The following is a 13,516-nucleotide window of genomic DNA, read 5'->3' on the forward strand; positions in this document are numbered from 1 at the left end:
TTTTCCCAAAGCACACTTCAATCACATTTCTCCCCTTTCCCATCCACGGCGGTGGGCCGGGGCTTGCCGGTCTTCATGGGTTTGAAGGCATGGAGCAGGGCGGGAAAGAGGGCCTGCACCGTCTCCTCGCAACCGGACCGGGAGCCGGGCAGGGTCACCAGCAGGGTCTTGCCTCTTTGTCCCGCCACGCCGCGCGACAGCATGGCGTAGGGCGTCTTCTTCTGCCCGAAGGCCCGGGCCGCTTCCATGACCCCGGGAACCTCCCGCTCGATGACCGCTTGGGCGGCTTCCACCGTCACGTCCCGGGGCGATAACCCCGTGCCGCCGGTGGTCAGGATGAGGTCCACCCCCGCCTCGCAAAGCTGGGTGAGCTTGGAGACCAGCAGGGTCTTGTCGTCGGGCAGGAGGTCATAGGAAGGTTCAACGACCCCCAGGCCCTTCAGCACTTCGACCAGGTAAGGGCCCGAGACGTCCTCGCGCAGGCCCTGATGGGAGCGATCGGAGGAAGTGACCACCGCCGCCCGGAATCCCGCGGGGACCTGGTGCCGGAAGTCGGACTTACCGCCGGTCTTCTCCAGGAGTTTAATGCCGGTGATCTCCATATTCTTATCCAATGGTTTGAGCATGTCGTAGATGGTGAGACAGGCCGCCGATACCGCGGCGAGCGCTTCCATCTCTACGCCCGTCTTGGAGGTGCAGGCGACCTCGGCGGTCACCTTCACCGAATCTTCTAAGGGATCGACGGTCACCTCGACCTTTTCCAGAAGGAGAGGATGGCAATCGGGGATCAGGTCCGGCGTGCGTTTGGCCGCCATCATGCCGGCGACCCTCGCGGTCACGAAGACGTCCTTCTTCGGGCCTTCGTTGTTCACGGCCTTTTTCACCGTCCCCGGGGCCATCTTGACGAAGCCTTCCGCCTTGGCGGTCCGGTGTGTTTCGATCTTGTGCTCGATGGAGATCATCAGATGCCTTTCGCGCCCATCAGGATCAATTTACAGGCCGCCATCAGGAGGACCGCCGCCAGGGCCTGCCGCAGGCGTACCTCGCCCAGGCGCTTCGCCCCTACGTTCGCCCCCAGGAACCCGCCCGCCATGGAGGGCAGGATCCATTCCCAGGGAAGGTGGGGAAGACCGGAGGTCCCGGTGGAAAGTCCCAGGAGCCCCGCGGCCGAATTGAGCCAGATGAACCAGGCCGAGGCCGCGGCCGTTTCCTTGACCGAGGCCCACCCGGCCAAGAGCAGGAGGGGGCTCAGGTAGATGCCGCCGCCCACGCCCGTGAGCCCCGAAAGGAACCCCAGGCCCGAACCCACCAGGGCCAGGACCCCGGGCGGCGGGGCTTTCCGGTCCGCGCTTTCCGCCTTCTTCACCAGCCAAAAATGGAAGAGCATCCGCCAAGAGGCCGCCGCCAGGCAGGCACCCAGGAGGAGCTTGGCCAAGGCGGGATGGAGCGGCAGCTTGGCCCCCCAATAGGCCGCCGGCATGGAAAAGACGACGAGGGGAACGAGGAGTTTGGGCCGCAGGAACCCGGCCCGGGTGAAACTATAGGAGGAAAAAGCGGCCACCAATAGGTTCAGGACCAGGGCCTGGCCCTTGAGCACGCCCGGATCGAGACCCGCGAGGGATCCGACCGCCAGGTAACCGGAGGCTCCGCCGTGGCCCACCATGGCGTAGAGGAAAGCGACCGCGCCGAAGAACAGTCCGAGCGTCATATGCAGATCCTTTCTTACGTTGTCATTGCGAGGAATGCCTGCCGATCCCCACATCGTCCTTTTTTAGGATCAAAGGAATGTGGGGGTAGGCCAGGCGTTCATGACAAGCGTGATGGGCCGCAGGCCCATTACAACCCCAGTTTAAATACACCTCTCACCAAGGATCTTAACCACCCATGAACTGAGATTGCTTCGTCGCGAAATTCGTTCCTCGCAATGACACCTAACCCCTACCCCCCAATTCGAGCTAACGGAAAGGGTTCCTTCACCGGCCCGGCCACATGGGGGTTGAAGGTCCACTTCTGCGACAGGAAACCTTGGATCACTTCGGTCATCTCCCCGATGGGCGCTCCCCTTCTCAAGAGGGGTTTCAGGTCGAGCCCGCCGGGCTCGAAGAGGCAGCGTTTCAGGAAACCCTCCGAGGTCAGCCGCAGGCGCTGGCAGGAATCGCAGAATCCCTCGCAGGAGGCCCCGATGAAGCCCACCCGGGCCCGGCTTCCCGTCACCCGGAAGCGGCGCGAGGGCCCGCCCAGGGGGTCCCTCTCGACGGGTTCCAACCCGAAGGCATCCCGCAAACGGCGCTGGACCTCGATGACGGGAATGAAATGATCCCGAAAATAGGCGTCGTTGCTTCCGGTAGGCATCAGCTCGATGAAACGGACCTCGACCCCTTCCCGATCGGAGAAGCCGATGAAGTCCTCGGCTTCCTGGTCGTTCGCGCCCCGCATCAACACCACGTTCACCTTGGGGGAAAGGCCGGCGGCTTTCGCCGCCCGGATCCCCGCCAAGACCCGTTCAAAAAGCCCTTGGGTCTGGGAGGCCCGGTCGAACCCTTGCGGGTCGAGGGAATCCAAATGCACGTTCACCCGGGTCAGGCCCCGGCTTTTCATTTCAGGCGCCATCTTTTCCAGGCGGAACCCGTTGGTGGTGAGGGCCGTTTCCTCGAAACCGCTTTGAGCGAGGAGTTCCACCATCTCCAGCACTCGGGGATGGAGGGTGGGCTCGCCCCCGGTGAGCCGGACCTTCCGGATACCCAGGGTCCTCATCAGGGGGACGAGCCTGTTCCAGTCCGCCCACTGGAGGGTCTTTTCGGAAGGATGAAAGGCCTGGACCGCCTCGGGCAGGCAATAGACACAGCGGAAATTACATCGGTCCGTCAGGGAAAGGCGAAGATAGCGAAAAGGTTGGAACTGGATGTCCGGCATGGGGCCCGCTTCCTGCCACAAAATAAAAGGCGGAGTCCACCTTGGGGAAAAGGGTAGGCTCCGCCTGTCGCGGGTTCCTGTCCTCCTTTCCAAAAGGGAGGCGTCGGTCTTTCGGCCGGCACCCTTCACGGCCCGAAGGCCGTACCGCCCGTGGGCCTCGCGGCTTGAGGGCGCGGTCCGGAAGCCTTGCCCTTTTGGGTTTAGGCCGGCCGGACTCGGAGAATTCGATCTGGTCTTTCGGTCGCTGCACCTCGCCATAAAAAGGAGCGGGCCCCCGGACCGTTTGGGGCGGCCCGGGGACCCGGAGAGAGAAGGAAGAAGAAAGACCTTCCTTCAGGACTGTCTTTTGCAACCCCTGTGCCAACTCAACACCCCGGGGTTTGGCCTTTTTCCGGCGGATGTCCCTTACCAAAATGGTGCATTGCACCATTTTGGGGGTCCTTCCCGCTCAGAAGGTGACCTGGGTCTGGAGGATCGTTTTCCCGCTGGTCAGGTGGGAGGGGTCGGCCGAGACCAACCCGGTGCCTTCCCCGACGACCTCCAGGGTCAACCGGAGAGCCGGGAGGGTGCGGGGATACCAGTTCACCCCGCCTCCCATCCGGGACGCGCTGGCGGCGGGCGTCAAATGGTTCTCGAAGTAATCGTAAAGAACGAAGGGTTGCAGGTCCGGCACGGCCCAGGCATCGGCCTGGATGTTCACACCCGCCGCCTCGCCCGCGGAAAGGGTCCCGGTCTCCCGCCCGATGAATTCGGCCTCGACCTCATAGGTCTTGGGGGCGCCTTTCCACTTGGCGTGGACCCCGAACCAGCTCTTGGGCGCCAGGAACCCCTGGGTACCGGGGGTGCTGAAATGGGTGCCATAGTAATAGGAAGCGCCCAGGGCCAACTGGCCCTCGAAGAGCGGGACCTCCACCCGGCCCAGGTAGTCCTGGTTGGAGGTGGAAAGACCCAGCGGGGTGGTCGCGGCGTAGGCCGCGGTGAAGAGGTTGGGCCCCAATCCTTTCACGACCGCCAGGTCCACCCGCAGGTCCTTGCCCTTGTAGGTGGCCATCAAGCCGTCGTCCCAGGAACTTTTATCCCCGAAGACCGCGCCCGAAATGATGGAATACTCCACCCCGGTGAGCTGGGAGGGAAGGTACATCCGGTCCAGGCCGAAAGGAGTCTTGAACTGGCCGGCGGTCAGGGACAATTCCCCGGGCGCCTCGCCCTTCAAGAAGGCCTGGTTCAGGTCCAGCCACGCATAGCCGTCCAACAGGGTGAAGGCGCCGGCCAGTTCGGGGACCATCACCACCTGCACCCCGGGCAAGGGTTCGGCCTGGATCTTGATGCGGAAATGCTTCAGGTAATCCCCGGCCAGGTTGTAATCATGGCCCGGGGCGGTGGTGGGTGAATTCCCGGCCCCCATCCAGGCCTGCAGGAACCCGTTGATCTTCACCGGCGGAGCGGTGGGCGCCGGGGTGGGGGCGGCCTCTTCGGCCGAACCTTTCCCGAGGGATCCGATCATCCACCCGGCCACGGCCATCGCGACGATCCATTGCTTTTTCATCTTCGACCTTTCTTTCTCGTTTTTGGCAAGGCTCCGCCCGGGAGCCTTGCCTTTTTTGTTTTCGGCGGAAGAACGGCTTGACGGCGGACTTCAGCAGGGAACTTCGGCGTCCTTGCGGGAGTAATACCACCAGGTCACGTAGAGGCAGGTCCCGTAAAAGACCAGGAAGGTGACGAGGGCCAGGAGCGGGCTGCCGGTCAGGCTGATGGAGGTCCCGTAGCTCTTGGGCACGAAGAAGGCGCCGTAGGCCGCCATGGAGGAGACGATGGCGATGATGGCTGAGGAATCCTTGTTGGCTTCCTTCAAGGCCTCGTTGTGGGCGGCGGACCCTTCCTTGACCCCTTTCAAACCCCGCATCTTGAGCGTACGGAAGATGACCGGGATCATCCGGAAGGTGGAGCCGTTCCCGATCCCCGAGCAGAAGAACAGGATGAGGAACATGACGAAGAAGCCGGTGAAGGCGCCCGGGTCCGCCTTGTGGGCCACGAAGTAGATGACCCCGGAAAGGGCCACGGCCATGGCGGCGAAGTTCCAGAAGGTCACCACCGCGCCGCCGATCTTATCGGCCAGCCAGCCCCCCACGGGCCGGATGATGGATCCCACGAAGGGCCCCAGGAAGGCATATTGCAGGGGATTCACCCCGGGGAACTGGGACTTGATGAGCAGGGGGAACCCGGCGGAGTAACCGATGAAGGAGCCGAAGGTCCCCAGGTAGATCCAGCTCATGATCCAGTTGTGCTTGTTCTTGAGGATGGGGAGCTGGTCGGCGAAGGTGGCCTTGGCCACATGCAGGTTGTTCATGAAGAACCAGGAAGTGACCAGGGAGATGAGGATGAAGGGGATCCAGATCAGGGCCGCGTTCTGGAGCCAGAGGGTCTTGGCGACCCCGTTCACCATGGCCGTCTGGGGGTTGCCGCCGAGGGCCCCGAACAGGGACCCGGTGATGACGATGGGCACCAGGAACTGCACCACGCTGACCCCGATGTTTCCTCCCGCCGCGTTGAGCCCCAGGGCCAGGCCCTTCTTCTTCTGGGGATAGAAGAACTGGATATTGGCCATGCTGGAAGCGAAATTCCCGCCGCCGAAACCCGTCACGAAGGCCAGGAAGAGGAAAAGCCCGTAGGGGGTCGTGGGGTCCTGGATGGCCAGCGCCAGGCCGGTCGCCGGGATCAGGAGCAGGGCCGCGCTCACCAGGGTCCAGTTGCGTCCCCCGAACCAGGAGACCGCCAGCCCGTAGGGCATGCGGAGCGTCGCCCCGGAGAGCCCGGGGAGGGCCGCCAGCCAGAAGAGCTGGTTCACGCTGAAATTGAAACCGATGTTGGGCAGTTGGGCGGCGACGGCGCTCCAGACCTGCCAGACGCTGAAACCCAGGAACTCGACGAGGATGGAGAAGACCAGGTTCCGGCGGGCGATCTTGCTCCCCTTCGTCCTCCAAAAGGTCTCATCCTCCGGTTCCCAATGTTCGATCGTGTAAGGTGAGGGTGATGCGGTGATGCGCTTGCCCAACGGGAGGGCTTTCTCTTCCGAAAGGGATGGCATGACGGCCTCCAAAAAAGATTTGATGCGAGACAGGTCCCTTCAAAGCAAAAGACATGCCATCGAATTGTTTCGTGAATTTAACATCCGGGGTTCAAAAGTGTAGCAACGGTGGCGCCGCATTCCGACCAAAGGGCTCCCGCGACACGGTCCCGTTCAGCGGGCTTTTCGCGCGTGGAGGACATGAAAATGTTTTTCGTCGTGGAAGAAAAGGGATCAGGCGCCGGCGGAGGAGGGGGAAAGCCCGAGGAATTCCTGGACCGCCTGACGGATGGATTCCTTGTCCGCGTTCTCCTTGCAGAGCTTGAACAAGGTGTAGCGTTCCATGTCGTCCAACTTGATCCACTCGGGCCAGAAGAGGGGAAGGTCCATGTCGCGCATCTTCTGGGCGACCTCGGCCGGGAGCCGGCTGATGTCCTCCCAAGGTTTCTTCGGACCGGCCGTTCCGGCGGGGGCCGGGAGCGCGATCCGATCGCGCTGGAGCACATAGGTGAGGTACTGGAGGTAGCATTCCCTTTCCCCCCGGCTGCGGATGGAAAGATGACAGAAGACCCATCGCTCCGGCAGGGCCAGGGCCTTCCAGGCCTCCAAAGGCAGGGACACCCCCAGGCTGTCCAGCTTGAACTGGGTGGACACCGGGATGCGGTCCAATGGCCCGTAGAGGGCTTCCTCGAACTTGAACTGGCGGAACATGGCGACCCTTTCGCGGCCGTTAAAGCGCCTTTTCACCCGTGCGGATGGTGATGGCCTCGTCCACTTCGGTCACGAAGATCTTCCCATCCCCTGGATTGCCGGTCCGGGCGCCCACCTTCAGGGCGTCCAGGGCCCGTGGATATTCCTCGTCCTCCACCACCAGCATGAACATGGTCTTGGCCAGTTCGTCGTACTTGGCCGATCCCACCTGGATGCCCTTCTGTTTCCCCCGGCCCAGGACGTCCATCTTGGTCAGGGCGGTGAAACCCGACTTTTCCAGGTTCTTCACCACATCCGCTTCCTTCTCGGGCCGGACGATGCATCGGATCATTTTCATTTCAAGGCTCCTTTGAGATTTTCAACCACAGCGGGCCCAGGGAACGGAGAAGGCTTTTCTCCGCCAGATCCCAAGGGATTTTCTCTGTGCTCTCCGTGTTCTCCGTGGTTCGAACGGTCTTAACCTCCCGGGATCATGCGCAGGCCCTCCATGGGCGAGGCACTGACCCGGTTGTAGGTGTTGGGGCTCAGGCCCCGCTCGACCAGCAGGGCGTCCAGGCATTTCACCGTCTCGGGGATGGTCAGGCGGGTCAGGAACCCCTGGAACCCCTCCCCTTCCTGCCGGTCCCGCTTGAAGACCGTGAAAAGGGCGTCGGCCACCGGCACCACCATTTCGTCGGCGATGGCCTTCTTGGCCATGGTGCCCAATTGGGCGTTGGTCCCCAGGCGGCCTCCCAGCCAGAGCTGGTAGGCGAAACGCTGGTCCTCCCCCACCTTGACCATGCCCCCGGAGAAGCCGATGTCGGCGCCCTGGTGCTGGGTACAACTGTTGGGGCAGCCCGAGATGTGGAGCTTCAGGGGCCTCAGGTCCGGATCGGCCAGGGCCCGCTTGTCCCGCAGGTACTGCAGCAGGCTGCCCGCCGCGCCCTGGGAGGAAGTGATGGCCAGCGCGCAGAAACTGGTGCCCGGGCAGGATTGGATGTCCACGATGGAACGCACCCCATAGGCGTGGAGCCCCATCTTGTCGGCCATGCTCCAGAGCTCCTGCACCCGGTTGCCCGGCACCCACTGCAGCTCCAGGTTCTGTTCCTTGGTCACGTGGACCCGTCCGAAACAGTTGTCCCGGGCCCATTCGGCCACCCGGCGGAAATGGGAATGGTGGATCTCCCCCAGGCTCACCAGGAGCGGAATGCGGTAGAAACCTTTTTGGCGTTGGACCTCGACGCCCTCGGGGACCGAGTCCATCACCACCCCGCCCGGGGGATCGAACTCGGGCCAGGGATCGGGCAGGAACCCCTTGGGCAGGTCCTTGTCGGGCTTGCGCATGGAGGGGAGCATCTTGCGGAACTCCTCGCGGAACTTCTCCAGGCCCCAGGCCTCCACCAGGAACTTCAGGCGTCCCTTGGCCGGCGAGGACCGGTCGCCATGGAGGATGTAGAGCTGGGCGACGGTCTTGACGGCCGGGAGCCCGTCGGCCAAGGGGAGGAACTCCTCCAAAAGCCAGCCCATCTTGGGGGTGACCCCCATGCTCCCGCCGATATGGAGGGAGAACCCGGTCTGCCCTTCCGCGTTCTTCACGGCGGAAAGGCCGATATCGTTGACCAAGGCCGGGTTCTCGCAGGAGGTGCAGCCCGCCAGGGAGACGTTCAGCCGCTTGGGCAGGCGGTGGTTGTAGTGGTCCGACTGGGCCACCACCATTCTCGAGAGGGCCTCCACCCAGGGCCGCGTATCCACCAATTCATCCGGGCAGGTCCCCGCGCAGGCGCTGGCGAGGATGTTGCGGAAGGTATGGCCACAGGAGGAACGGGTGGTGATGCCCACGCCCTGCAGTTGGCGCAGGATCTCGGGGATGTTCTCGATCTTGACCGAATGGAGCTCCAGGTTCTGGCGGGTCGAGAGGTGGACGTAGCCGCTGGCGTAGCGGCTGGCCAGTTCGGCCACCTTTTCCATCTGTTCGGGGTTCATCCGCCCGCCGAAGACCCGGAAGCGCAGCATGAAGAAACCCTCGTGCCTCTGGGCGCAGACCCCGTGCATCTTCAGGCGGTAATGATCGTCCTTGGGGATGGACTGGTATCCCTCCCGGGCGAACCTGTCCAGGTCCACCATCAGCCCTTCCCGCTTCACTTTTTCAATGTCGATCCCAGGCGCCATAGATCCTCCAAATCCTTTAACCACAGAGATCACGGAGAACGCAGAGAAAATATTCCCCGACTTCCTCAAGCCTTACTCGGTGCCCTCTGTGTCCTCTGTGGTTCGTAATTCAATTCAACGCGTACTCTTCGCTCTCGTTGGTCCGGATCCGGATGGAGGACGAAACAGGGCAGACGAAGATCTTCCCGTCCCCGATATCCCCCGTCTTGTTCGAGGCCATCAGGGCGGCCACCACCGCGTCCACCTTCGAATCCTCCACCACCACCGTCACCATCCACTTGGGCAGGAAGCTGATGCCCCGGTTCTCCTCTCCCTCCGCCGAATAGCGCAGGCCGCGCTGTTTGCCCCGGCCATAGACCCGTTGGCGGGTGAACCCCGCGATACCGATCTGCTCGAGCTTCACCAGGGTCTCGGCCCATTTCCCGGGCCGGATGATGGCGACGATCTCTTTGATCATGATGTGGTTCCTTTAAGAGAATTAGCCACCGACGAAGGGGATGGACTCCGATGGCTCCGAGACTTCAACGACCTTTCCCATCCGTGTTTATCGGTGTTCATTGGTGGCAAAACCGCCTTTCGCCGCATCTTCACGGTCCAAATCCTTCCCATCCTGGCTCAACTGCGCGGCGCAGACCTTGAACTCGGGCATGCGGCAGACCGGGTCCAGGGCTTCCTGGGTCAGAAGGTTGGCCGCCAGGTCGCCCCCCCAATGGAAGGGCACGAAAAGGGTGGATTCCTCCTGTTCGGGGTTCGACTTCCAGTCGTAGAGCACCTCGCCCCGGCGGGTGGCCACCTTCACCTTCCGCCCGGGCTCGAGCCCCAACCGCTTCACCAGCTTCTCGCTCAACTCCACGAAGGGTTCGGGGACCGCCTCCTTCAACGGCTGGATGCGGCGGGTCTGGTTCCCCGACAGGTAATGCTCCAGCACCCGGCCGGTGGTGAGCCGGTAAGGATATTGGTCGTCGGGCATTTCGGCGCTGTCGTGATAGGCGACCCCCTTCATGCGGGCCTTGCCGTCCGGGTGGAAGAAGGAATATTCGAAGAGGCGGGGGGTGCCGCTGTGGTTCACCTCCGGGCAGGGCCAAAAAAGGCCCTTGTTGCGCTCCAACTTGCTGTAGTTCATCCCGCTGTAGTCCGCCCGGGACCCGGCCGTGACGCGGGCGAACTCCGCGAAGATGGCCTCGCTGTCCGCGAAGGGAAAGAACCGGCCGGCGCCGAGGCGCTCGGCGACCCCCCGCAGGGCCATCCAATCGGGCCGGGCCTCGCCCGGGGGCCTCACCCCCTTGCGGCGCAGTACGCAGCGGCCCTCGATGTTGGTCATGGTGCCGTCCTCCTCGGCGAACAGCGTCGAGGGAAGGACCACCTGGGCCGTCCGGCAGGTCTCGGAGAAGAAGAAATCGCTGACCACCAGGAAGGAAAGCTTGGAAAGTCCCCGGGCCACCCGGTTCCCGTTGGCGGCGGATACCGCCGGGTTGGAACCCATCACCCACATGGCCTTGATGCTTCCCTCGTCGGCCGCCTGCAGGATCTCCTGGGCGGAAAGGCCCTTCCCTGGCAGTTCCTTCTCCGGGATGCCCCAGGCCTGGGCCACCCAACTGCGGTCCTTGGGGCTTTCGATGGAACGGTAGCCGGGAAGTTGGTCGGCCTTCTGGCCGTGTTCCCGCCCGCCCTGGCCGTTGCCCTGGCCGGTGAGGGTGCCGAATCCCCCGCCCATCTTGCCCACCTGCCCCAGGGCCAAGGCCAGGTTGATGAAGGATTGCACCGTCTCCACGCCCTTGCTGTGCTGTTCGGCCCCCCGACCGGTGAGGATCAGGGCGGGCTTGGAACGGATGAGCCAGCGGGCGACCTGCCGGATGAGCACGTCGGGCACCCCGGTGATGGACTCGCCCCAGGAAGCGTTGAAACCCTTGGCCGACTCCAGGACCTCCTCGAACCCGTTGACCCTTTGGGCCAGATAGTCGTAATCCACGCCCCCTTCGGCCAGCACCTCGCCCAACAGGGCCAGACCCAGGGCCGAATCGGTGCCGGGCCGGGGCCGGAGCTCCAGGTCGGCGATCTCGGCGGTCTTGGAACGGCGCGGGTCCACGACGATGAGCTTGGCGCCGAGCTTTTGGGCCCTTTTCAGGAAGACCAGGATGGGCGGAAGGCATTCGGCCACGTTGGCGCCCACCAACAGGATGCAACGGGATTCGAAGAGGTCCGAAAGGGGGAAATTGAGGCCCCGGTCCACGCCGAAGGTGGCGTTCTGGGCGGCGGCGGCGGCGGACATGCAGAAACGGCCGTTGTAGTCGATGTTGCGGGTCTTCAGGGCGACCCGGGCGAACTTGCCCAGCAGGTAGGCCGTCTCGTTGGTGAGGGCCCCGCCCCCATAGACCGCAGCCGAATCGGCGCCGTGTTCCCGTTGGACCTCCCCGAGCCGACGGGCGACCAGGTCCAGCGCCTCGTCCCAGGACGTTTCCCGGAAGGGGCCTTCCTGGCTGTCGCGCACCAGCGGCCGCGTCAGACGGTCGGCATGGTTCAACTGCTGGTGGGCCGTCTGGCCCTTGACGCAGCTGAGGCCCCGGTTGGTCGGGAAGTCCCGCCTTCCCCATACCTTGACCACCCGGTTCTTTTCCTGGTCCACCTTCATGCGCAGGGCGCATTGGAGGGCGCAATAACTGCAATGGGTGTTGAAGCGGCTAAGTCCCTGTTCCCATCCCGGTAAGACCGGTTGCATGGAGAGTGTCATGGTGGCCCTCGATCATCTTCGGACCATGTAGAGCAAAACCTGTACCAAGAGGGAAAGAGACGAGAACCGGAATGGAAAATGCAAAAGTCAGCTCTTGAGGAAGCAAAAGCCGAGGAAAGGTTCGGTCCAGGCCTTCGAACCCCTCACGGCGCGGAAGAAGAGACCAAGGTGGATACAAATATGTAGAAACAATATGGTTCTGTCGAAACTAAACTGTGACCTTGGACGCTTTAAAAACAGGACGCCTTAAGAAGGGCAGGATTTCCCCGCCGCATCTCGGAGGATCTTTTCCACTGAACCCCGGTCCGGGTCGCCAAAAACCCTCTCCCATCCTGGGAACAATTCCTCCTCCTCAAAGCGGATATGGGCGGTGAGCGTCTCGGCGAAAGCCAGCAGGCTTTCCCGGTCCCCTTGCTTCATCAGCATTTCCAAGGACCGATGGTCCTTCCGGATCCTCTCGGGCATGGGTTCTCCGGTCCCCAGTTGGGCCTCATAAAGGGCCAGGATCCTCTCTTCGTCCCAAAAGTGCTGGCGCAATTCCCCTTCATAGGCCCCACGGACCTCCTCCAGGGCGGCCTTCACCCGGGTCCCTTCTTCCCCCCTCGGGCAGTCCACCAGCTTTTCCCGGATATGTTTGGCCAGGACCAGGCCCCGGTGGTGGGACTGGGTCAGGGGCCAAAGGAATTTCTCACGTTTCATGGATCCTCTCCCAGAGCCGCATGATGACCCACCTCATAGAGAGGCGTCCCCGCGTCCCCTACTTTAAGGCGGCAAGGAATAAAACCAAAGGACCCTCCATGCACGACCACCCTCAAGCCCTTCGGCCCCAGGACCTTTATCGGGACCGGCCCTATATCGCCATTTGGGAAGTGACCCGGGCCTGCGACCTGGCTTGCGTGCATTGCCGTGCCGAGGCCCAGGACCGGGCCTATCCGGGGGAGTTGGACACCGAACAGGCGCTCGACCTGATCCGCCAGGTGGCCGAATGGAAGGTGCCACTCTTCGTGATGACCGGGGGCGATCCCCTGAAACGCCCGGATCTTTCCACCCTGGTGGCCGAATGTTCCCGGCTCAAGATGAACTTCGCCCTGGCCCCCTCCATCACGCCCCTTCTGACCCGGGAGCGCCTGAAAGAGTTGAAGGACGCCGGGGTCCATCGCATCTCCCTTTCCCTCGACGGCTCCAACCCGGCCACCTTCGACGCCTTCCGGGGAGTGCCCGGGACCTTCGACCGCTTCCTGGACGCCGCCCACCAGATCCGGGACCTGGGCATCCGCCTTCAGATCAATACCACCATCGGGCGCCACAACCGCTTCCAGGTGCCCGCCATGGCGGACCTCATCCGCCGTTTCGACATCGACCTTTGGTCGGTCTTCTTCCTCGTCCCGACGGGACGGGCCCAACGGGACCAGGCCCTGAACGCCACCGACACCGAGATCATCCTCAACCAGCTCTATGATGTGATGGAAAAGGGTTGGTTCGACGTGAAGACCACCGAGGCCCACCACTTCCGCCGCATCATCCTCCAACGGCGCGGGGTGACACCTGAACAGTTGATGCGTGGGGATATCCCCCCTCATGACGTCCCGTTAAGAAGGGTCGCCCGGGGCGTGTCCGACGGGCGGGGCTTCGTCTTCATCTCCCATACCGGGGACGTGTGCCCCAGCGGGTTCCTGCCGCTCTCCGGGGGGAATGTGAAGTCCCTGCCGCTCTCCGACATCTACCGCCACAGCCCCCTCTTCCAGCGCCTGCGGGACGCCGATTCCCTGCAGGGCAAATGCGGCCGGTGCGACTACCGCCAGTTCTGCGGCGGGTCGCGGGCGAGGGGTTACGCCCTCACGGGCAACGTCATGGGCGCCGACCCCTACTGTTCCTACCAGCCCCAGGAACAGGAACCCGTGGCCCTGTTCTGATCCCACTTGCCCCGGCGGGCAACTCGAGACCCTGATTTT

The 13,516-nt window shown here is 63.3% G+C and carries 12 protein-coding genes and 1 riboswitch; of the genes, 1 reads left to right on the plus strand and 11 read right to left on the minus strand.

Annotation, left to right across the window (positions count from 1 at the left end; translation table 11 throughout):
- Positions 1-17: 17 nt before the first annotated feature.
- The 11 genes from moaCB to VHE12_11690 all read right to left on the minus strand — a co-directional run bounded on the left by moaCB (position 18) and on the right by VHE12_11690 (position 12,263).
- Positions 18-962 (minus strand): bifunctional molybdenum cofactor biosynthesis protein MoaC/MoaB, encoded by a 945-nt coding sequence (moaCB, locus tag VHE12_11640; protein ID HVZ81429.1) that lies wholly within the window; start codon positions 960-962, stop codon positions 18-20.
- The gene (locus VHE12_11645; protein ID HVZ81430.1) at positions 962-1,708 is read right to left on the minus strand and encodes a sulfite exporter TauE/SafE family protein; all 747 of its coding nucleotides are present in this window, start codon (positions 1,706-1,708) and stop codon (positions 962-964) included. The genes moaCB and VHE12_11645 overlap by 1 nt, the downstream gene beginning before the upstream one ends.
- Before the next feature lie 230 nt (positions 1,709-1,938).
- Positions 1,939-2,913 (minus strand): GTP 3',8-cyclase MoaA, encoded by a 975-nt coding sequence (gene moaA / locus VHE12_11650; GenBank protein HVZ81431.1) that lies wholly within the window; start codon positions 2,911-2,913, stop codon positions 1,939-1,941.
- A 66-nt stretch (positions 2,914-2,979) separates the two neighbouring features.
- Positions 2,980-3,146, minus strand: a riboswitch (molybdenum cofactor riboswitch).
- Positions 3,147-3,361: 215 nt separating this feature from the next.
- Positions 3,362-4,459 carry a hypothetical protein gene (locus VHE12_11655; protein HVZ81432.1) on the minus strand — a complete coding sequence of 366 codons (1,098 nt, stop codon included), beginning with the start codon at positions 4,457-4,459 and terminating at the stop codon, positions 3,362-3,364.
- 90 nt (positions 4,460-4,549) lie between these two features.
- Positions 4,550-5,998 (minus strand): MFS transporter, encoded by a 1,449-nt coding sequence (locus VHE12_11660; GenBank protein HVZ81433.1) that lies wholly within the window; start codon positions 5,996-5,998, stop codon positions 4,550-4,552.
- A gap of 213 nt (positions 5,999-6,211) precedes the next feature.
- A complete protein-coding gene (locus tag VHE12_11665; GenBank protein ID HVZ81434.1) occupies positions 6,212-6,688 on the minus strand; it encodes a nitrate reductase associated protein in 477 nt (158 codons plus the stop codon).
- Positions 6,689-6,707: 19 nt separating this feature from the next.
- Positions 6,708-7,025 (minus strand): P-II family nitrogen regulator, encoded by a 318-nt coding sequence (locus VHE12_11670; protein ID HVZ81435.1) that lies wholly within the window; start codon positions 7,023-7,025, stop codon positions 6,708-6,710.
- 119 nt (positions 7,026-7,144) lie between these two features.
- Positions 7,145-8,836: a nitrite/sulfite reductase gene (locus VHE12_11675; GenBank protein HVZ81436.1), complete on the minus strand. Its 1,692-nt coding sequence runs from the start codon at positions 8,834-8,836 to the stop codon at positions 7,145-7,147.
- 109 nt (positions 8,837-8,945) lie between these two features.
- On the minus strand, positions 8,946-9,293 hold the full coding sequence (locus VHE12_11680) for a P-II family nitrogen regulator (GenBank protein HVZ81437.1): 348 nt from the start codon (positions 9,291-9,293) through the stop codon (positions 8,946-8,948).
- A gap of 87 nt (positions 9,294-9,380) precedes the next feature.
- Positions 9,381-11,564 (minus strand): molybdopterin oxidoreductase family protein, encoded by a 2,184-nt coding sequence (locus tag VHE12_11685; protein ID HVZ81438.1) that lies wholly within the window; start codon positions 11,562-11,564, stop codon positions 9,381-9,383.
- Between the two features lie 246 nt (positions 11,565-11,810).
- Entirely contained in the window at positions 11,811-12,263 is a 453-nt protein-coding gene (locus VHE12_11690; protein ID HVZ81439.1) for a hemerythrin domain-containing protein, read from the minus strand.
- A 98-nt stretch (positions 12,264-12,361) separates the two neighbouring features.
- Between VHE12_11690 and VHE12_11695 the strand changes: the two genes are divergently transcribed.
- On the plus strand, positions 12,362-13,477 hold the full coding sequence (locus VHE12_11695) for a TIGR04053 family radical SAM/SPASM domain-containing protein (protein ID HVZ81440.1): 1,116 nt from the start codon (positions 12,362-12,364) through the stop codon (positions 13,475-13,477).
- The last annotated feature ends 39 nt before the right edge of the window (positions 13,478-13,516 follow it).

Source organism: bacterium, from assembly GCA_035549195.1.
Lineage (GTDB): Bacteria > Oederibacteriota > Muellerivitia > Muellerivitales > Muellerivitaceae > DASZRK01.

Excerpts from the sequence above, each read along its gene's own strand:
- VHE12_11680 (HVZ81437.1), bottom strand. The coding sequence starts at position 9,293 with ATGATCAAAGAGATCGTCGCCATCATCCGGCCCGGGAAATGGGCCGAG.
- VHE12_11695 (HVZ81440.1), top strand. The coding sequence starts at position 12,362 with ATGCACGACCACCCTCAAGCCCTTCGGCCCCAGGACCTTTATCGGGAC.
- VHE12_11690 (HVZ81439.1), bottom strand. The coding sequence starts at position 12,263 with ATGAAACGTGAGAAATTCCTTTGGCCCCTGACCCAGTCCCACCACCGG.
- VHE12_11655 (HVZ81432.1), bottom strand. The coding sequence starts at position 4,459 with ATGAAAAAGCAATGGATCGTCGCGATGGCCGTGGCCGGGTGGATGATC.
- moaA (HVZ81431.1), bottom strand. The coding sequence starts at position 2,913 with ATGCCGGACATCCAGTTCCAACCTTTTCGCTATCTTCGCCTTTCCCTG.
- VHE12_11665 (HVZ81434.1), bottom strand. The coding sequence starts at position 6,688 with ATGTTCCGCCAGTTCAAGTTCGAGGAAGCCCTCTACGGGCCATTGGAC.
- VHE12_11660 (HVZ81433.1), bottom strand. The coding sequence starts at position 5,998 with ATGCCATCCCTTTCGGAAGAGAAAGCCCTCCCGTTGGGCAAGCGCATC.
- VHE12_11645 (HVZ81430.1), bottom strand. The coding sequence starts at position 1,708 with ATGACGCTCGGACTGTTCTTCGGCGCGGTCGCTTTCCTCTACGCCATG.
- VHE12_11675 (HVZ81436.1), bottom strand. The coding sequence starts at position 8,836 with ATGGCGCCTGGGATCGACATTGAAAAAGTGAAGCGGGAAGGGCTGATG.
- VHE12_11685 (HVZ81438.1), bottom strand. The coding sequence starts at position 11,564 with ATGACACTCTCCATGCAACCGGTCTTACCGGGATGGGAACAGGGACTT.
- moaCB (HVZ81429.1), bottom strand. The coding sequence starts at position 962 with ATGATCTCCATCGAGCACAAGATCGAAACACACCGGACCGCCAAGGCG.
- VHE12_11670 (HVZ81435.1), bottom strand. The coding sequence starts at position 7,025 with ATGAAAATGATCCGATGCATCGTCCGGCCCGAGAAGGAAGCGGATGTG.